Source organism: Aminobacter sp. UC22_36 (genome assembly GCF_044056035.1).
Lineage (GTDB): Bacteria > Pseudomonadota > Alphaproteobacteria > Rhizobiales > Rhizobiaceae > Aminobacter.
In genome coordinates this window covers 3,112,929-3,130,330 of record NZ_CP171996.1, presented here as the reverse complement: position 1 = coordinate 3,130,330, position 17,402 = coordinate 3,112,929, and the positions used below count along the sequence as shown (strand labels likewise).

Below are 17,402 nucleotides of genomic sequence, written 5' to 3'. Positions count from 1 at the left end.
TTGCGAAACGTTGCCGCAGATTTGGCACCGGATGCGTTCGGTTTCAACCCGCAAAGGCCGAACCGCTGCGATATGCGCCGTTTAAGCGACGAAATCAGCCGCTTCAGTCTGCGTGTTGGCCTTAGCGAGCCTGGCCGAGCGTCTGTTTGGGGCGAGGGGCGCCAGGATCGGCCGGCCGCAGATTGTCGCCATGCACCCAACCCTTGCGGCCGGAGGCCGATACAAGTGTCCATTTGCCGTCGCGGGCGAACACCCTGACGCTTTCGCCCTGTTTCAGGCTGGAGGTGACGGGCGAGGTCATGTTGGGGCGCTGGCGCAGGTAGACCGAAGTGCTTGTGTACAGCACGTTGAGGCTGGCAGCGCTGGTGTTGTCGGATTTCGCGGCCGTTTCCTTGGCTGTTGATTTTGGGCGCGGCAAGGGTGTCGGCGGGCGTGTGATCGAGGCGGTTTCGATCTCTGCCAGCGGCTTGCGTGGCCTGTCCACCTTGGGCCGGGCTGGCGCTGCGGTCTTCTGGGATGCGACGTCCATCTTTGGCTTCGGCGTGGCAGCCAGCTTGCTTGGCTCCACGTCGGCCTTGGGACGCACCACATCTGTTTGCGGGCGCGGCGCGACATTGACCTTCGGCCGGGGGACCGTCGCTTCCTTGCGCGGCGCGGTCTCTGCCTTGGGCTTGTTTGCGGTTCTCGCCGGCCGGTCGTCGAATCGCACCTTGCTGGGCAAATCCTGCGTCATCGCCCAGCCGCCCGCCGCGAGCGCGCCGAGCACCAGCCATCTCAACTTGGGAAGGGCGAATCCAGACATGGTGTGAGTCTGGACTTCAGAGTTTAAAACCGGGTTGACGCTGGCGCCTCCGGATGGCGCTAGCCTGACGGACTACGCCTTCTTCAAAAACTCGGTCTTCAGCACCAGGCCCTTGACCTGCTTGGTGTTGCATTCGATCTCGCCGGCATTGCCGGTGAGGCGGATGTTCTTGACCAGCGTGCCGCGCTTGATGGTCTCGGAGGTTCCCTTGACCTTCAGATCCTTGATCAGGGTTACAGAATCGCCCTCGTTGAGCTGGGCGCCATTGCTGTCTTTGACTGTGATGTCGGACATTGTTCCTCCTTCCGCTGCCGCGTCGATGCTTTCGGCCGGAATAGGTGGTCAAAGCGGCGCCGTAAAGGGAGCCGGGCCGTATTTACGGCTTGGGCGTGGCGGCCTCATCGGGATCGCAAGGCGGCTGACCTTTGAAGTCCCGTGCCAGGCACCCGTATTTGTCGAATGTCTGTCCGGTGGTTGTCACTGCTTTCGCCATGCCGCAGGCCGTCAACGTCAGGCAGGCGAGCAGAGCGATGGTGGTTCTCATGGCGGGCATTGTTCACATCTGGTTGGGCTGCTCGAGCGCATCGCCCCGGCGCAGGCGAGCGTCCGGCACCGTAGCGTAAAGTCCGTGCCACCACCACGATGGCAGTGGATGAAAGTTCAGCAAGGCGTCGTCACGACATCGGTGCGGGCTTCGGCGGCAGCGCCGCCCATACTTGAATCTCAGGTATGCGTCCGGCAACTCCGGGCATTCCGAATTTTGCTCCTCCATGAAAATCTCAACAGCAATAGACGCGATCAAAACGGCTCATTGAAAGGGCCATCGCCAAAGCAATGACGGAATAGTGCCTGGCATATGCCAGCGCCAATTCTTCGATGGCTAAGGTGAATTTGATCGTGTCGGGGAAACCGATGCGCACCGACATCGGTAATTGCTGCCCCGTTGTCGGGGCCTGGAGGAAAACTTCGATGGACGACGTCAAATTCATCACTGGCCTGAGCGCCACGGCCGATGCCAGGGTCGCGTTCCGCGGCACCCCGTTCGTCGAGCGCACGGCGCCGCTGAACCAGAACGCTCTGTGGATGCGCTGGGACAGGAACATGGTCGTCGACGCCTATTCCGACATGGTCGAGGAGTTGGCTGCGATCCGCAACCGTGTCGCCATGGGCGACATGTCGCCGCTGTCGAAATATGTCATCGCTGGCCCCGACGCCGAAAAGCTGATGGACAGCCTGATCCCGCGTGACATCACCAAGCTCAAGGTTGGCCAGATCTACTATGCGCCGTGGTGCGACGAGAACGGCCATGTCGTCGGCGATGGCCTTGTCTTCCGCATGGACGAGACCACCTTCCGCGTCTCGGCCGATCCCGGTTTCACTTGGTGGAAGAGCCATGCCGAGGGCCTCGACGTCGAGGTGACCGATATCACAGACGACTACGGCATCCTCACCCTGCAGGGGCCGCGTTCGCGTGAAGTATTAAGAGCCGCGACGGGCAATGCCTTTGACGAATTGCCGTTCTCACGCCTCGGCTTCGTGACGATCGCCGGCCGGCAGGTCGAAATCCTGCGCCAGGGTTTCACCGGCGAGCATGGCTATGAACTCTGGGTCAAGGCCGCCGACGGCCCAGCCGTGTGGGATGCGGTCCAGGAAGCGGGCGAGCCGTTCGGCATCCTGCCCGCAGGCGCCTGGGCACTCGACCTGGCCCGGCTTGAAGCCGGCTTGCTGATCGTCGGCTACGACTACACCAGCGCCGGCCCCGACCACGGCGGCGCCGGCATCCAGGCAGCCGGCAAGTTCCGCGCTTCGCCATACGATCTCGGCCTCGGCCGTCTGGTCGATCTGCGCAAGTCCGATTTCGTCGGCAAGGCCGCATTGCAGCGGATGTCGGAAGCCGGCGATCACCGTCAACTCGTCGGTCTCGACATTGACTGGTCGCAAGCCGCCGGCGGCAAGGGCCTTGATGGTGGCACGCCTGGCAACCTGCGGCGCGTGCGCTGGTACCCGGTGCCGGCCTTCCACGATGGGGCTGAGGTCGGGCATGCCTCAAGCGTCGCCTGGGCACCGTCAATCGGCAAGATGATCGGCTTCGGACATCTGCGCGGCAAGGCGGCGGAAGTTGGCTCGCAATTAACGCTGCGCTGGAACAAGGACGGCGACATCATCGACGTCACCGCGCGTGTCACCGAGTTGCCGTTCCTGTCGCTAAAGCGCGCCAACGGCTGACGCGTCGCATCCTCCCCGATGAACCGCCGGGCGGCTTGTTTCGCCCGGTAACCGGACAATTGGTGGCGCTGCCTTGGCGGCGAACGCCTCAGGCTGGTCGCAAGTGACCAAGGGCAGACCATGACCGTTACAAGTGAAGCCATTGCCGACAGGCCATCAACCCGTGCTGCTGGGCCCGGCATGTCGATCGAGCTTGCGCCTGAGCAGGCGCGCAGCTTTGCGCCCGAGGCGTCGCAGTTCCCACTGGGCTCGCGCGTGTTCCTGACTCACCTTACTGGAAAACCCGAGGCGATGCAGGTGGAAGCAGCGCTGCGCATCAGGGAAATGGGGTATGTCGCAGTGCCACATTTCGGTGCGCGCAACTTCAAGACCGAGAAGGACTATGTCGACCTCGTCGCCGCGCACAGCCGCAACGGCATTACCGAAGCGCTGTTTCTTGGCGGCAATCCGGCACTTTTCCCTGGCCCGATGAGCGAGGCGGCTCAGTTGCTGGCGCATCCCGTGCTTGGCAACAGCACGATCCGCACCGCCTTCGTCGCCGGCTACCCCGAGGGGCATCCGGCCATCACCGATGCAGAGATTACGGATGCACTTTGGCGCAAGCTCGAAATCTGCGACGCCCGCTCCATCGATGCCAGGGTGGTCTCGCAGTTTGCTTTCGACGGCGCTGCGATGGGGGCATGGGCTTGCCGACTGCATGAACAGTATCCGGAGCTTCCGGTGCATGTCGGACTGGCCGGTGTGACCAGCCTGGCCAAGCTGATCAAATTTGCCATGATGTGCGGCGTCGGCGCTTCCGTTGCTGCGCTGAAGCGGTCGGCCAGCGGCATCTTCAACGTCATCGCCGACCGCAATCCGGCTGACGTCATCGAAGCCATCGCGTCCAGCTATCCCGAGCCGAAGGGGCCGCTGCACCTGCATTTCTTCCCCTTCGGCGGCTGGGACAAGACGCTTGCCTGGTACAGCGAATATCAGGCTGCCCGTCGGCCGAGGTTCGATGCGCGATGAGCCGGGTCGCCGTCCATCAATCTTTCGTACTCAGGCTGTCATGCGAGGACCGGCCAGGCATCGTCGCTGCGGTGACGAGCCGGCTCGCCGATCTCGGCACCAATATCACCGAGAGCAGCCAATACTGGGACAAGACCTCCAACCGCTTTTTCATGCGCATCGCCTTCGCTGCCGCGTTTACGACGACGGAGAACATCGAGGATGGGCTGAAACAGGCGGTCGAGCGTTTTGCGATGGAAACGGCGCTGCTCGATCGCGGGCGCCGGCCGAAGCTGGTGATTCTGGTTTCAAAGTTCGACCACGCGCTGCTGCATTTGCTCTACCAGATCCGCGTCGGCTGGCTCGATGCCGAGGTGGTGGCGATCCTCTCCAACCATGACGCCAGCCGCGAGACGGCGGAATGGGCGGGCGTGCCCTATCACCTGCTGCCGGTCAGCCAGGACACCAAGCGGCAGCAGGAGGCGAGCATTGCCTCGGTCGTCGAAGACACCGGCGCCGACCTGGTCGTGCTGGCGCGCTACATGCAGGTGTTCTCCGACGATCTCGCCGGCAAGCTGTTTGGCAAGGTGATCAATATCCACCATTCGTTCCTGCCGAGCTTCAAGGGCGCCAAGCCCTATCACCAGGCCCACGCGCATGGCGTGAAGTTGATCGGGGCGACCGCCCATTATGTCACCGCCGATCTCGATGAAGGCCCGATCATCGAACAGGAAACCGAGCGGGTGACGCATTCGATGAGCGCCGAAGACTTCGTCGCCACCGGTCGCGACATCGAGAGCCGCGTGCTCGCGCGCGCCGTCAAACGGCACATCGAAGGCCGCGTCATGCTGAACGGACGCAAGACGGTGGTGTTCGCCTAGTCGCGGGGCTCGCCAAAACCAGTGCATGCAAGCCCGCCAATCGGGCGCCGACGCCAGCGGCGATCGCAGCTTGTCGCGCGTCACTATCAAACAGGAGGAACATCCGATGAAGAATGGAACCACGCATCTTTTCGTGCCCGGACCGACCAATATCCCCGACGCTGTCCGGCGGGCGATGAACGTTTCGATGCAGGATATGCGGGCGCCGGATTATCCGGAACTGACGCTGCCGCTGTTTGCCGATTTGAAGCGGGTCTTCAAGACCGAAACCGGCACCGTCTTCATCTACCCCGGTTCGGGCACCGGTGCCTGGGAAGCGGCCATCTCCAACACGCTGAACCGCGGCGATCGCGTGCTGATGTCGCGCTTTGGCCAGTTCTCGCATCTGTGGGTCGACATGGCCCAGCGGCTCGGACTTGAGGTCGACTGCATCGAGGTCGAATGGGGCGAGGGCGTGCCGGTCGAGGAATACCAGCGCCGCCTGAGCGACGACAGGCAAGGCCGCATCAAGGCGGTGTTCGCGACCCACAACGAGACGGCCACAGGCGTGACCTCCGACGTCGCAGGCGTACGCAAGGCGCTCGACGCTGCTGGCCACGGCGCGCTGTTGTTTGTCGATGGCGTGAGCTCGATCGGCTCGATTGATTTCCGCATGGACGAATGGGGCGTCGATCTCGCCGTCACCGGCTCGCAGAAGGGCCTGATGCTGCCGGCTGGGCTCGGTATCCTCGCCGTCAGTGAAAAGGCGATCGAGGCGCACAAGCAATCTCGCATGGAGCGCTGCTATTTCAGTTTCGAAGACATGAAGGCGTCGTCTGCGACTGGCTTCTTCCCCTACACCCCGCCGACCCAGTTGCTGCATGGCTTGCGTGCGTCGCTCGACCTGATCTTTGCCGAAGGGCTCGACAACATCATCGCCCGCCATCATCGCCTCGCCGAAGGCGTGCGCCGCGGCGTGCATGCCTGGGGCCTGAGGCTCTGCGCCAAGGAAGAGAAGTGGTGGTCGAACACGGTTTCGGCGATCGTCGTGCCCGACGACATCGACGCCCGGCATGTCATCGCCAATGGCTATTCCAGGTATCGCACCTCATTCGGTGCTGGGTTGAGCAAGGTCGCGGGCCGCGTCTTCCGCATCGGCCACCTCGGCGATCTCAACGAGGTGATGTGCCTGGCGGCATTGGCGTCAGCGGAAATGTCTTTGCGCGATGCCGGCGCCAAGGTCGAGGCCGGTTCCGGCGTTGCCGCTGCCCAGGAATGGTACCGCGCCGAGATCGCCGGCAACCTGCAGCCGCAGCAAGACCGCGCGGCTTGAGGTGATATGATGACCAGACCGAAGGTAATCGTCACACGCCGCTGGCCTCTCGAAGTCGAGGAGCGGCTGGCCAGCCAGTTCGACGTCAGGCTCAACGAAACCGACCGCCCATACAACAGGAGCGAGCTGCGCCTGGCGCTGCAGGAAGCCGACGCCGTGCTGCCGACCGTGTCGGACAGGCTCGGCGCCGAGCTGTTTGCCGGAAACGTTCAGGCGAAGATCCTCGGTAATTTCGGCGTTGGCTACAACCACATCGATATCGCGGCGGCGAAGACCGCTGGCGTTGTCGTCACCAACACGCCGGCAGTGCTGACCGACGCCACCGCCGATCTTGCCATGACGCTGCTGTTGATGTGTGCCCGCCGCGCCCGTGAAGGCGAGCGCGAGCTGCGCTCAGGCAAATGGACCGGCTGGCGGCCGACCCATCTGTGCGGCACCCAGGTCACCGGCAAGACCATCGGCATCATTGGCATGGGCCGCATCGGCCAGGCCATGGCCCGGCGCTGCCATCATGGCTTTGGCATGGACGTCGTCTTCTACGACAGCCAGCCGGTTGCCGATCCGGGCATGCCGGCGCGCCAGTTGGCGACTGTCGATGACGTGCTGGCGGCTGCCGACTTCGTGTCGTTGCATTGTCCGGGCGGTGGCGAAAACCACTACCTGATCAACAGCCGCCGCCTCAACTGCATGAAGAAGTCGGCATTCTTGATCAACACCGCCCGCGGCGACGTGATCGACGAACGCGCCCTGGTCAATGCGCTCGACGAAGGGCGCATCGCCGGTGCCGGGCTCGATGTGTTCGAAACCGAGCCGGTGGTGCCGCGCTCGCTGACCGAACGCGACGACGTCGTGCTGCTGCCGCATCTCGGCAGTGCCACCAACGAGACGCGTATCGCCATGGGCATGCGGGTGATCGACAACCTGACCGCCTTCTTCGAAGGCCGCTCGCCGCCGGACGCTGTCAACTAGCCCTTTACTTCGCAACACCAAGCAATGGCGGGCGCTCAATCGCGTCCGCCGATCTCGTAGCCAGGAGACAAGAACGCATGTCCGGCTTTTTCCAACGCGACCTCAAGCGCCAGGATCCGGTGATCGCCGATGCGATCGCACGCGAAACCGGCCGCCAGAGGACGGAAATCGAACTGATCGCCTCCGAAAACATCGTCTCGCCCGCCGTGCTCGAAGCGCAGGGCTCGGTGATGACCAACAAATATGCCGAGGGCTATCCCGGCCACCGCTATTATGGCGGCTGCCAGTATGTCGACCTGGCCGAAGCCGCCGCGATCGAGCGAGCCAGCCGGCTGTTCGGCGCGGCCCATGTCAACGTGCAGCCGCATTCCGGCGCCCAGGCCAATGGCGCGGTCATGCTCGCCATGCTCAAGCCCGGCGACACCTTCATGGGCTTGTCACTTGCCGCCGGCGGGCACCTGACCCACGGCGCCAGGCCGACGCTGTCGGGCAAGTGGTTTAACGCCGTCCAGTATGGTGTGCGCCAGGATGACTGCCTCATCGACTACGAGGAGCTGGAGGCCAAGGCACTTGAAACGCGGCCGAAGCTGATCATAGCAGGCGGTTCGGCCTATCCGCGTATCATCGACTTCCAGCGCATCCGGGCAATCGCCGACAGTGTCGGTGCGCTGATGATGGTCGACATGGCGCATTTTGCCGGACTGGTTGCCGGTGGCGTGCATCCCAACCCGTTGGAAGTCGCCGACATCGTGACCACGACCACGCACAAGACGTTGCGTGGCCCGCGCGGCGGCATGATCCTGACCAACAATGCCGACATCGCCAAGAAGCTGAATTCGGCGGTCTTCCCTGGTTTGCAGGGCGGTCCGCTGATGCATGTCATCGCCGCCAAGGCTGTCGCTTTGGGTGAAGCGCTCGAGGACGGTTTCAAGGACTATGCCAGGCAGATGGTTGCCAATGCGCGCACGCTTGCCACGACACTTTCGGCGCGCGGTTTTGACATCGTTTCAGGCGGCACCGACACGCATCTGCTGCTGGTCGACCTGCGCAGCAAGGGCATCTCCGGCAAGGACGCGGAAGCAGCACTCGGACGAGCAGGACTGACCTGCAACAAGAACGGCATCCCGTTCGATCCGGCGCCACCTGCTGTCACCTCGGGCATCCGGCTTGGCACGCCGGCGGCAACGACGCGCGGTTTCCGCGAGGCCGAATTCGCCCAGGTCGGCACGCTGATAGCCAACGTGCTCGACGCCGTTGGCACCGGGCGCGCCGCCGAGCAGGAGCAGTCGGTTCACGCTGCTGTTGAATGGCTCTGCGCGGAGTTCCCGATCTACGAAGGCCGCCCAATCTGACCTTGGGTAGCCGACTGCCGATGCAGCAGCCTGGTCGCTGCTGCATCGGTTCTTGTGCATTACCTGCAGATATGGATTTGCGTATCTCGGCCATTCGGACAGTGCCGAGCCTGTCCTAACGTCACAACGCAATCGGCGCACACACCAACATCCAGGCTGGCCGATCACCGGCAAGCAGCATGCACCTCCGTCAAGCGACGGGGGATGACGCGTGCTGCCTGACGCTGACGGGGAGGACGTCCTGGAGCCATGGCGATTGCACCTGCATTCGGGGATGTCCGCCCCGGCATGAAAACCAGAACAGCTACGAAACGGGAGGGAACCGGGACAATGAACTACAGGAAAGTCATGCTTGGCTGCGTGCTGGCAATCGGCGCGCCCCATGGCGCTCAGTCGGCGGATGCCGCGGTCGCAGCCGAACCGGAGCCGATCGGCTATGTCAGGATCTGCGATACCTACGGCGCCGGCTTCTACTATCTGCCGGGGACTGAAACCTGCCTGCGCGTCGGCGGCTACATTCGCTACGAGATCGGCGTGGGCGACCTGTTTGGTGCCGACCGCGACGACGACGGCCGTGGCGACACCTACTTCAAGCGTGCCCGCGCGGCGTTGAAGATTGATGCCCGCTCAGAGACCGAACTCGGCACGTTCCGCCGCTACATGCACATCAACTTCCAGCATGACATCGACTCGGACGGTGGCCACCAGGCGATGGAGATCGAAAGCGCCATCATCGAACTGGGCGGCTTGCGCATCGGCGTGAACGACTCGCTGTTCATCACCTTCGTCAACTATGCGGGTTATGTCTCCAAGGACGACGTGATCGGATATGGCCCGTTCGCCACACCGCAGATCGCCTACACCTATAAGAACGAAAACGGCTTCACCGCGGCTCTCTCGCTCGAAACCGGCTACGACCCGTTCGTCGTCGACAGCGACATGCCGCATGTCGTGGCTGGCCTGTCCTATACGCAATCCTGGGGTGGGGTCGCCCTGGTCGCGGCATACGACTCGGTGTCGGAGGAGTGGTCAGGCAAGCTGCGCCTCGATGCGACCTTCAGCGACACGGTTTCCGCGTTCGCGATGGCAGGTCTCAAGAGCGACGACAGTGCACCCTATTCGCAGTTCTATGGCATCTGGGGCGGCAGATGGGCGGTGTGGGGCGGCGCGACGATCAAGGCTTCCGACAAGGCCTCCGTCAATTTCCAGCTATCTTATGACGAAGACGAGAATTTTGCTGCGGTCGCCAATGTTGCATACCAGGTCGTTCCGGATCTGATGGTCACGCCGGAGATCGGTTTCTACGACAATTTTGCCGTCGACGGCGCCGACATGATAGGCGGCTTCGTGCGCATGGAAGCATCGTTCTAGCGCTAGCCGTTCCGGCAGACGCGGCTCCGCCGGCTTGCGCCGGCGGAGCAATGCTCCGATGATCATGCGCACCAAGCATTCGGGCCGGGGCGAGCCTTGGCCCGCGCCCATTTGCGAAAGATCAGAATGCGTCTGCCCCCGATCGATCTCAGTCGTGAAAACACCTTCGGGGAGCTGACCTATGAGACCGGCGGCCAGTACGGGCCGATCATGGGCGACTACCTCGCCTTCATCGTCGTCCATATCGGCAGCGCCACGATCGAGGCCGACGACAGGATCACCCGGCTTGAGGCCGGACAATGCGCCTTCTCGCTGACGCACGAGCGCTACAACTACATCGCGCAGGAGGGTGTATTCTCGCATGTCAGCTGGTGCGACGGGCGGCCGCAGAACGCCGGCTGGCTGTACCAGGAAGCCGGCAAGATCGCGCCGTTCATCGACGCGACACCCCAGGTCCAGACGCTCATGCAACTTGGCGTCGACCTCGGCATCGGCGACCGCGACAGCCGCAGCGGGCTGCGCGAGGCGCTGACCAACGCGCTGCTCAGCGCCTACATCTACGAGGCCGGGGTTCTTGCCGCGGAAAAGCCTGTGCCGCAGACGATCCTGCGCGCCAGACGCTACCTCGATGAGCACTTTGCCGGCGACCTCACCATCGAACATGTTGCCGAACAGGTACGGGTCAGCCCGCAATATCTGGTCTCGGCCTTCAAGAAACATATGGGCATGACGCCGGCACGTTATCTCTGGCGCTGCCGCGTCGACTATGGCGCCCACCTGCTGCAGCGGACCGGACTGTCGATCAGCGAGATCGCCTACAAGGTCGGCTACAAGAACCCCTACCATTTCTCGCGCCAGGTGAAGCTGGCGTTCGACTGTTCGCCGACGGAGCTGCGCGAGCAGGCGCGCGGCGCCTAGGCGTCGGCTCGGTTAACCGGCGCATCTCTTCCGCCGGGTGAACTGGCGATATGCAAATGCCAACCGCGTGCATGGCGATTTGAGCGTCATTCGTGGAATTCTTCACTTGCCGATCGGAGCTGTCGCCGAAGACACCAGCCAGACCGGCAGCGGAGGATCGACTGTACATTGGCACCCAGGTGCCCGCCGGCTACGGCGCCGGGCAAACACTGCCCGCAATCGCTCCGAAATCGCTGAACCGAACGACTATCGCCTGCGGCCTGTTTCAGGGCCGCTATGTGCTGAACGAGTATTGCGGATGGCCAGTATGGGAAACCTCGCTTCGATAGATCCGATCGCTCTCGACGAGTGGCATGTCGTGGCCTCCCTCGACGAGTTGCCTGCTCAGGCGACGATCTCGACGATCCTGCTCGGCCAGGCGATCCAGGTTGGGCGGCGTGGTGACGTGCTCGGCGTATGGCGGGGCGACGAGGCGCTGCCGATGATCGAGCGCTTTGGCTATCTATGGACGACGCTTGGCAATCCGCCACGTGACCTGTTCGAAATCGCAGAGTTCAACGAAACCGACCGCAGCATCATCGTCCAGGGTGTCACGCGTGTCGCCGTGTCGGCACCACGCGCGGTCGAGAACTTCCTTGACATGGGCCATTTTCCATTCGTCCATACCGGCATCCTCGGCGAGGAGCCGCACACCGAGGTCAAGCCCTACAAGGTCACCGTCTATCCGGAGCCGCCGGAAATCCTGGTCACCGAATGCGAGTTCTACCAGCCGCAGGCCAATGCCGGTTCTGACAGCGGCGTGGACACGGAGTATGTTTACCGCATCCCGCATCCGTTTTGCGCAGTGCTCTACAAGACCGGCTCGACGGATGCCGACCGCCGCGACGTCATTGCCTTGTTTGGCCAGCCGGTCAGCGAAGAATGCGTGCTGGTCCATATCGTCATCTGCCTTGTCGACGACGTGACCGACCTCGCAGCGATGCGCAGCTTCCATCAGACCATCCTCGGCCAGGACAAGCCGATCCTGGAAAACCAGGTGCCGAAGCGCTTGCCGCTCGACACACGAGCGGAAGTGCCGATCCGGGCGGACGCGGCTTCGGCTGCCTATCGCCGCTGGCTTCGCGATCGCGGCCTTCGCTACGGCGTCATCTTGGGCAACGCCAGTCGAGCCGCATGAACTTGCAGCCAATGGGTTTAATCAGGGATATGCCCGACTGAAATAGCAGCCATTGTTGCACCCTGGCCGGCATGAAAGCTTGGGCTAATGGTTGCAGGACCGAAAACCGACGACAGATAAGACCAAGGGGAACGTCGTTGGTGCAGGAATTCCGCCGCTTTGCGGGCCCGATGCAGGCCACACGCGAGCAGCCGGCGGAATGGGACAGTTTTCGAGCCGGAATGGAGGAACCAACATGGCACCGAACATCACCCGTCGCACGGCACTTCTCGGCTCAGCGGGAGCAATCCTGCTGGCGGGCTTTGCCCATTCTTTTGCGGCAGAGCCGACCAAATTGAAGATGGTCATCATCATGGAGAGCAGCGTCGATGTCGGCTGGTGCAGCACGCTCCTCGACTCCCTGAACAAGATCAAAAGCGAGATCGCGCCGACCGTCGACCTGTCCTGGGAATACACCGACCCACTGTGGAACGAGGACGCCGAGAATGCGATGCGCCTCTACGCCGAAAGTGGCGAGTACGACATCATCTGGGGTCATGGCCGCTATTCCGACCAGATCAAGAAGCTGAACGCCGAATTCCCCGACATCATGTTCGTGGTCGCCGGCTCCGGCAATGTGCCGATCGGCGCCAACCAGTATTGGCTCTACAAGCGCCTGCACGAGCCGTCCTATTTACTCGGCATGCTCGCCGGCCGCACGACCAAGTCCGGTGTCATCGGGCTGGTCGGCACCTTTGCCGCCGACGACGTCAACGACCAGATCAACGCCTATCTCGACGGCGCGCGCTCCGTCCGTCCCGACATCCAGCATCGCGTTTCGTTCATCGGCTCCTGGTCCGACAATGCGCTGGCGGCCGAACATGCCAATGTGCAGATCGCTTCCGGCGCCGACGTCGTGTTCATGCTGACCGACAACTTCAAGCCCTGCGTGGAGCACAACATAATGTGCTTCGCCAACATCAGCGATCAGAGCAAGAATGCACCGACAGCGCTTGCTTCCAGCGCGGTGATCAACTGGGAGCCCGATCTCAGGTGGCTTGTCGACGAATGGCAGAAGCACAAGGCAGGTGGCCAGTTTAGCGGCAACGTGGAGCCGAAGTGGTTTTCCATGGCCGAGGGCGGCACCGACATCGCACCCTACCATGAGTTCGATGCCAAGCTGCCTGAAGCCGTGAAGCTGGAAATTGCAGCGACCCGGCAGAAGATCCTGTCGCGCGAGTTCGTCGTTGCGGTGAACACGGCGGAAGTGAAGTGAACTGCGTGGCGCAAATGGTGCGGCCTGTGGTGGCGGAAGAACTGCTCAGGGTCCAGAATCTCACCAAGCGTTTCGGCACGGTCGCCGCCAATGATGGCGTCAGCCTCGACGTGCGCAAGGGTGAGATACACTGCCTTTTCGGTGAGAACGGTGCCGGCAAGTCGACTTTGTCGGCCTGCCTCTACGGCTACTATCGCGCTGACAGCGGCGAGATCGTGTTCAAGGGCAAGACCGCCGAGCTGAACTCGCCGGCCGATGCGCTTCGCCTCGGCATTGGCATGGTGCACCAGCATTTCGTGCTCGTCTCCAACTTCACCGTTCTCGAAAACATCATCGTCGGCAGCTCCGATGTCGGGGTTTTCCTCAACAAGTCGGAAGCGCGCCGCAAGGTGTCAGCGCTCTGTGCGGAGTGCGGTATCGACATCGATCTTGACCGCGAGATCTGGCAGTTGTCGGTCGGCGAGCAGCAATGGGTCGAGATCCTCAAGGCGCTCTATTTCGGCGCCGAATTGCTGATCCTTGACGAGCCGACTGCGGTTTTGACGCCGCAGCAGTCGGACCAGTTGTTCCGGATCATCTCCGGCATGCGCAGCCGCGGCCTGTCGATCATCCTGATCAGCCACAAGCTGCGCGAGGTGATGCAGTCCGACCGCGTCACCATCCTGCGCAAGGGCAAGGTCGTGGCGACAGTCGAAACGGCCGGCAGCACAGCCGAGGCGATCACCGCGCTGATGGTCGGGCATAAGGTGACCAAGCATGTCCGCGACCGCTCGGTAACGCCGGCCGGCGATTTCTTGTCCGTGCACAATGTCTGCGCCAAGGGCGACTGGGGCGAGGACGTGCTCAAGGATGTCAGTTTTGACATCGCCAAGCATGAAGTCCTTGGTCTGGCCGGCGTTGCCGGCAACGGCCAGAAGGAGTTGTTCGAGGTGCTGATGGGCGTGCGTGCAGCAAGCTCGGGAGGCTTTTCGCTCGACGGCGAGGCGATCGTCGCGCCAAGCTCGCGCGAGATGCTCGACCGTGGCGTCGGCTTCGTGCCTGACGACCGCTTTCTCGAAGGGCTGATCCCGGAATTCGGGACCGCCGAGAATTTGGTGCTCGGCTGGCAGCGCACACCCGAATATCGCCGTGGGCCGTTCCTCGACCGGCGCAAGCTCGGTCTGCTCGCTCGCAACAAGATCGAGGAGTTCAAGGTGGTGACCGCATCAGTCGAGCTGCCGGTCGAAAGGCTGTCGGGCGGCAACGCGCAGCGCGTCATCCTGGCGCGCGAGTTCCTGCATGCGCGCGGGCTGCTGCTTGCCAACCAGCCAACACGCGGGCTCGACGTCGCGGCTTCCGAGTTCGTCTACGAGAAGATCCTGGAAAAGCGCGCGGCCGGTTTCGCCGTGCTTTTGGCCTCGGAGGAACTCGATGACCTGCTGCGCCTCTGTGACCGCGTCGCCGTGATCTTCAAGGGCAAGATCATGGGCATCGTGCGCCCGGAAGAGACGTCGCTACTCGACCTTGGAATGATGATGGCGGGAGACGCCAAAGAGCCTGAACGGACAGTCCAATGATTTCAATTCAACGACGCTCGGGCAGCAGCCTGAGCTGGAATGTCGCCTGCTATTCGGCGGCGATGCTATGCGCCTTCCTGACGTCGGCGGTCTTGCTGGCCTTTTCGGGCGGCGATCCTGCGAAGGCCTTCTCGGCGCTGCTGACTGGCGCCTTCGGCAGCCAGAACGCCCTGTACGGTTCGCTGGCCAAGGCAACACCGCTGCTGCTTGTCGGGCTCGGCACGGTCATCGCCTTCCGGGCCAAGATCTGGAACATCGGCCAGGAGGGGCAGGTCTTTGCGGGTGCGATGGCAGCCTACTGGATGAGCCTGTGGGTGGCGCCGCTGCCGTACTGGCTGGCGTGGTTGCTGATTGCGATTGCCGGAACTCGTCGGCGGTGGCGTGCTCGGCCTGCTGGCCGGCTACCTCAAAGTCCGTTTCGGCACCAGCGAGGTCATCTCGACCGTCATGTTGAACTACATCGTCATCTACATCCTTGCCTATCTCCTTGATGGCGGTCCGTGGATGGAGAGCGGCCTGACCGTTGCCTATCACCAGTCGTCGCCGGTCAATCCGCTGCTCGAATGGCCGATCCTGCTTGGCCAGGGCTCCGGCAAGATGCATATCGGCTTTATCCTGGCGCTTGCTGCGGCGGCCTTCTGCGCCGTCCTTCTGGAGCGCACCTCGCTCGGCTACGAGATCCGCGCCTTTGGCTCCAATCCGACGGCGCTGCGTTTCCGCGGCACCAACATCCGGCGCCTGCTTTTGGTGGTGATGCTGATGTCGGGTGCGCTTGCCGGTCTCGCCGGCGCCGGCGAACTGTTCGGCGCATCGCATCGCCTTCGCGCCGAGACGCTGCTTGGCATCGGCAGCTCGGGCATCGTCGTCGCCATGGTCGGCGGTCTTCGCCCCAGCGGTGTGATGCTCGCAGCCCTGTTCTTCGGCGCGCTGAAGAGCGGCGCCATCTACATGCGATTGAAAAGCGGAACCCCCGCCGGCCTGGTCTCGGCGATGGAAGGGCTGGTGCTGCTGTTTTTCCTGTGCGCCGCGGTCGCGACAAAACTTCAGCTGGTGCGCATCGAGGAGAAAGTCCATGCTTGAGCTGCTGCAAGGTCCGCTGCTGATCAGCATCCTGGCCGGCATGGTCCGGATCGCGACGCCGCTTTTGTTCTCGGCCATGGGTGAACTGGTCACCCAGCGCGCCGGCATCTGGAACATCTCGGTCGAAGGTACGATGTTGCTCGGCGCCGTGGTCGCCTATGTCGTCGCTTCGACCACCGGTTCGCCCTGGCTCGCGCTGCTTGCAGCGGTGCTCGCTTGTGCCCTGATCAGCCTGATCATGTCGTTCGTCACGATCGTCCTGAAGGCGGAGCAGTTCGTCGCGGGCCTGGCGCTCAACCTGCTGGCGTCCGGACTCACCTTGTTCTGGTTCCAGACCTACGTCATCGGCCGCGAGCCGCCGAAGTTCGCCGGTTTCGATCAGGTCGATATTCCGATCCTGTCGGATATTCCGTTCCTCGGCCCGGTCCTGTTCTCGCAACGGCTGTTGACCTATGTCGCCTTCTTGTTGCCGGTCGCGGTGTGGTTCTTCCTCTACCGCACCAAATACGGCCTGGAGATCCGTTGCGTTGGCGAAAACCCCAAGGCGCTCGACGTCAAGGGCTTGAGTGTCGGCTGGCGCCAGTGCCTGGCGATCATGTTCGGCAGCATGATGTCGGGATTCGGCGGTGCCTTCCTCATGCTGGGCTACTCCGATCGCTTCGTTCCCGATCTCATTGCCGGTCGTGGCTGGCTGGTCGTCGTCGCCATCATCGCCGGCAACTGGATGCCGTTCCGTGTGGTCGGCGCGATCTTCATCTTCGCCCTGCTTGAGGCGGTGGCGATCCATGCGCAGGTGGTCGGCGTGTCGATCCCGCACCACTTCTTCCTGATCCTGCCCTATGTCGCCTCGCTCGTCCTGCTCGCCGGCCTCAGATCGCGCACCCATCAGCCGGAAGCGCTTGGCGTGCCCTACAGCCGCGAGTAGCGACAAAGGAGTTGTATCGCAGCGACATGCACAAGCCCGGTCAAGCGAGAGCTCGACCGGGCTTTGCTGTCGTTGGGCGGCAGGTATGGGGGATCTGATCCTGCGATGTCTCTCGCTTGCAATGGCGGCCAGGCTGCCGGCCGGAGGGGCTCCGCCAGCGGTGCCGAGAATCGTCACCGTGATCTGCAGGCTATGAGGTAGAGCAGGGCGGAAAGCCGTTCGATGCGTGTGGCCAGCGCTGACCTTGCAGCACAGTTGCCGTCACGTCGCTGCATGGGCGACGGCTGATCAATGTCCGACCTAGCCCCCTACGAGAGTCACCAACCGGCGTATGCAAGTAGGGGGAAAGCGACGCGTCCAGATAAGCGAGGACTGCCGGGTCACTTCAGGGGATGCAGAGCGCGCCCATCGACCGTTATTTGCCGAAGTTGGCAGTGTCTCAGCTAAGTGATTGAAAAACCTGGTACGCCCAAGGGGAATCGAACCCCTGTTACCGCCGTGAAAGGGCGGTGTCCTAACCGCTAGACGATGGGCGCGCTCAGGTGAGGCGGTGTATAGTTGGCTTGTTCGCGACAGGCAACCCGTCTTTTT

The 17,402-nt window shown here is 62.9% G+C and carries 17 protein-coding genes and 1 tRNA gene; 13 read left to right on the top strand and 5 right to left on the bottom strand.

Features of this window, described 5'->3' with window-relative positions:
* Positions 1 to 121: 121 nt before the first annotated feature.
* The 3 genes from ACHMW7_RS18675 to ACHMW7_RS18665 all read right to left on the bottom strand — a co-directional run bounded on the left by ACHMW7_RS18675 (position 122) and on the right by ACHMW7_RS18665 (position 1,728).
* On the bottom strand, positions 122 to 802 hold the full coding sequence (locus ACHMW7_RS18675) for an SH3 domain-containing protein (RefSeq protein ID WP_395447039.1): 681 nt from the start codon (positions 800 to 802) through the stop codon (positions 122 to 124).
* 72 nt (positions 803 to 874) lie between these two features.
* Complete coding sequence (locus ACHMW7_RS18670; protein ID WP_280223190.1) at positions 875 to 1,096, bottom strand: alkylphosphonate utilization protein; 222 nt, start codon at positions 1,094 to 1,096, stop codon at positions 875 to 877.
* Positions 1,097 to 1,581: 485 nt separating this feature from the next.
* Entirely contained in the window at positions 1,582 to 1,728 is a 147-nt protein-coding gene (locus ACHMW7_RS18665) for a hypothetical protein (protein WP_395447038.1), read from the bottom strand.
* Positions 1,729 to 1,771: 43 nt separating this feature from the next.
* On the opposite strand from ACHMW7_RS18665, the gene ACHMW7_RS18660 reads away from it, so the two are divergent.
* The 11 genes from ACHMW7_RS18660 (at position 1,772) to ACHMW7_RS18610 (ending at position 14,806) form a co-directional block, all read left to right on the top strand.
* Complete coding sequence (locus tag ACHMW7_RS18660; RefSeq protein ID WP_395447037.1) at positions 1,772 to 3,028, top strand: aminomethyltransferase family protein; 1,257 nt, start codon at positions 1,772 to 1,774, stop codon at positions 3,026 to 3,028.
* Between the two features lie 120 nt (positions 3,029 to 3,148).
* Positions 3,149 to 4,036 carry a methylenetetrahydrofolate reductase gene (locus tag ACHMW7_RS18655; protein WP_395447036.1) on the top strand — a complete coding sequence of 296 codons (888 nt, stop codon included), beginning with the start codon at positions 3,149 to 3,151 and terminating at the stop codon, positions 4,034 to 4,036.
* Positions 4,033 to 4,896, top strand: a complete 864-nt coding sequence (gene purU / locus ACHMW7_RS18650) for a formyltetrahydrofolate deformylase (protein WP_395447035.1) — start codon at positions 4,033 to 4,035, stop codon at positions 4,894 to 4,896. The genes ACHMW7_RS18655 and purU overlap by 4 nt, the downstream gene beginning before the upstream one ends.
* 106 nt (positions 4,897 to 5,002) lie before the next feature.
* Positions 5,003 to 6,208: an aminotransferase class V-fold PLP-dependent enzyme gene (locus ACHMW7_RS18645; RefSeq protein ID WP_395447034.1), complete on the top strand. Its 1,206-nt coding sequence runs from the start codon at positions 5,003 to 5,005 to the stop codon at positions 6,206 to 6,208.
* Between the two features lie 6 nt (positions 6,209 to 6,214).
* Entirely contained in the window at positions 6,215 to 7,177 is a 963-nt protein-coding gene (locus tag ACHMW7_RS18640; protein WP_395447033.1) for a 2-hydroxyacid dehydrogenase, read from the top strand.
* A 77-nt stretch (positions 7,178 to 7,254) separates the two neighbouring features.
* Positions 7,255 to 8,529 (top strand): serine hydroxymethyltransferase, encoded by a 1,275-nt coding sequence (gene glyA, locus ACHMW7_RS18635; RefSeq protein WP_395447032.1) that lies wholly within the window; start codon positions 7,255 to 7,257, stop codon positions 8,527 to 8,529.
* Between the two features lie 330 nt (positions 8,530 to 8,859).
* The gene (locus ACHMW7_RS18630; protein WP_395447031.1) at positions 8,860 to 9,900 is read left to right on the top strand and encodes a porin; all 1,041 of its coding nucleotides are present in this window, start codon (positions 8,860 to 8,862) and stop codon (positions 9,898 to 9,900) included.
* 126 nt (positions 9,901 to 10,026) lie between these two features.
* Complete coding sequence (locus ACHMW7_RS18625; protein ID WP_395447030.1) at positions 10,027 to 10,818, top strand: helix-turn-helix transcriptional regulator; 792 nt, start codon at positions 10,027 to 10,029, stop codon at positions 10,816 to 10,818.
* 307 nt (positions 10,819 to 11,125) lie between these two features.
* Positions 11,126 to 11,995, top strand: a complete 870-nt coding sequence (locus tag ACHMW7_RS18620) for an aromatic ring-hydroxylating dioxygenase subunit alpha (RefSeq protein ID WP_395451364.1) — start codon at positions 11,126 to 11,128, stop codon at positions 11,993 to 11,995.
* A 235-nt stretch (positions 11,996 to 12,230) separates the two neighbouring features.
* Entirely contained in the window at positions 12,231 to 13,250 is a 1,020-nt protein-coding gene (locus tag ACHMW7_RS18615; RefSeq protein ID WP_395447029.1) for a BMP family protein, read from the top strand.
* Positions 13,251 to 13,264: 14 nt separating this feature from the next.
* A complete protein-coding gene (locus ACHMW7_RS18610) occupies positions 13,265 to 14,806 on the top strand; it encodes an ABC transporter ATP-binding protein (RefSeq protein WP_395451363.1) in 1,542 nt (513 codons plus the stop codon).
* 49 nt (positions 14,807 to 14,855) lie between these two features.
* Here ACHMW7_RS18610 and ACHMW7_RS18605 read toward each other — a convergent pair whose 3' ends face one another.
* Positions 14,856 to 15,029 carry a hypothetical protein gene (locus tag ACHMW7_RS18605; protein WP_395447028.1) on the bottom strand — a complete coding sequence of 58 codons (174 nt, stop codon included), beginning with the start codon at positions 15,027 to 15,029 and terminating at the stop codon, positions 14,856 to 14,858.
* Positions 15,030 to 15,163: 134 nt separating this feature from the next.
* Here ACHMW7_RS18605 and ACHMW7_RS18600 point away from each other — a divergent pair, with 134 nt between their 5' ends.
* Both ACHMW7_RS18600 and ACHMW7_RS18595 read left to right on the top strand, forming a co-directional pair.
* Entirely contained in the window at positions 15,164 to 15,886 is a 723-nt protein-coding gene (locus ACHMW7_RS18600) for a hypothetical protein (protein WP_395447027.1), read from the top strand.
* Complete coding sequence (locus tag ACHMW7_RS18595) at positions 15,879 to 16,811, top strand: ABC transporter permease (protein ID WP_395447026.1); 933 nt, start codon at positions 15,879 to 15,881, stop codon at positions 16,809 to 16,811. The genes ACHMW7_RS18600 and ACHMW7_RS18595 overlap by 8 nt, the downstream gene beginning before the upstream one ends.
* 461 nt (positions 16,812 to 17,272) lie before the next feature.
* Here the strand turns inward: ACHMW7_RS18595 and ACHMW7_RS18590 are convergent.
* Positions 17,273 to 17,347, bottom strand: a tRNA-Glu gene (locus tag ACHMW7_RS18590).
* Positions 17,348 to 17,402 lie beyond the last annotated feature (55 nt).

Excerpts from the sequence above, each read along its gene's own strand:
- ACHMW7_RS18670 (WP_280223190.1), bottom strand. The coding sequence starts at position 1,096 with ATGTCCGACATCACAGTCAAAGACAGCAATGGCGCCCAGCTCAACGAG.
- ACHMW7_RS18675 (WP_395447039.1), bottom strand. The coding sequence starts at position 802 with ATGTCTGGATTCGCCCTTCCCAAGTTGAGATGGCTGGTGCTCGGCGCG.
- ACHMW7_RS18615 (WP_395447029.1), top strand. The coding sequence starts at position 12,231 with ATGGCACCGAACATCACCCGTCGCACGGCACTTCTCGGCTCAGCGGGA.
- ACHMW7_RS18655 (WP_395447036.1), top strand. The coding sequence starts at position 3,149 with ATGACCGTTACAAGTGAAGCCATTGCCGACAGGCCATCAACCCGTGCT.
- glyA (WP_395447032.1), top strand. The coding sequence starts at position 7,255 with ATGTCCGGCTTTTTCCAACGCGACCTCAAGCGCCAGGATCCGGTGATC.
- ACHMW7_RS18610 (WP_395451363.1), top strand. The coding sequence starts at position 13,265 with ATGGTGCGGCCTGTGGTGGCGGAAGAACTGCTCAGGGTCCAGAATCTC.
- ACHMW7_RS18630 (WP_395447031.1), top strand. The coding sequence starts at position 8,860 with ATGAACTACAGGAAAGTCATGCTTGGCTGCGTGCTGGCAATCGGCGCG.
- ACHMW7_RS18665 (WP_395447038.1), bottom strand. The coding sequence starts at position 1,728 with ATGTCGGTGCGCATCGGTTTCCCCGACACGATCAAATTCACCTTAGCC.
- purU (WP_395447035.1), top strand. The coding sequence starts at position 4,033 with ATGAGCCGGGTCGCCGTCCATCAATCTTTCGTACTCAGGCTGTCATGC.
- ACHMW7_RS18645 (WP_395447034.1), top strand. The coding sequence starts at position 5,003 with ATGAAGAATGGAACCACGCATCTTTTCGTGCCCGGACCGACCAATATC.
- ACHMW7_RS18625 (WP_395447030.1), top strand. The coding sequence starts at position 10,027 with ATGCGTCTGCCCCCGATCGATCTCAGTCGTGAAAACACCTTCGGGGAG.
- ACHMW7_RS18640 (WP_395447033.1), top strand. The coding sequence starts at position 6,215 with ATGATGACCAGACCGAAGGTAATCGTCACACGCCGCTGGCCTCTCGAA.
- ACHMW7_RS18595 (WP_395447026.1), top strand. The coding sequence starts at position 15,879 with ATGCTTGAGCTGCTGCAAGGTCCGCTGCTGATCAGCATCCTGGCCGGC.
- ACHMW7_RS18620 (WP_395451364.1), top strand. The coding sequence starts at position 11,126 with ATGGGAAACCTCGCTTCGATAGATCCGATCGCTCTCGACGAGTGGCAT.
- ACHMW7_RS18660 (WP_395447037.1), top strand. The coding sequence starts at position 1,772 with ATGGACGACGTCAAATTCATCACTGGCCTGAGCGCCACGGCCGATGCC.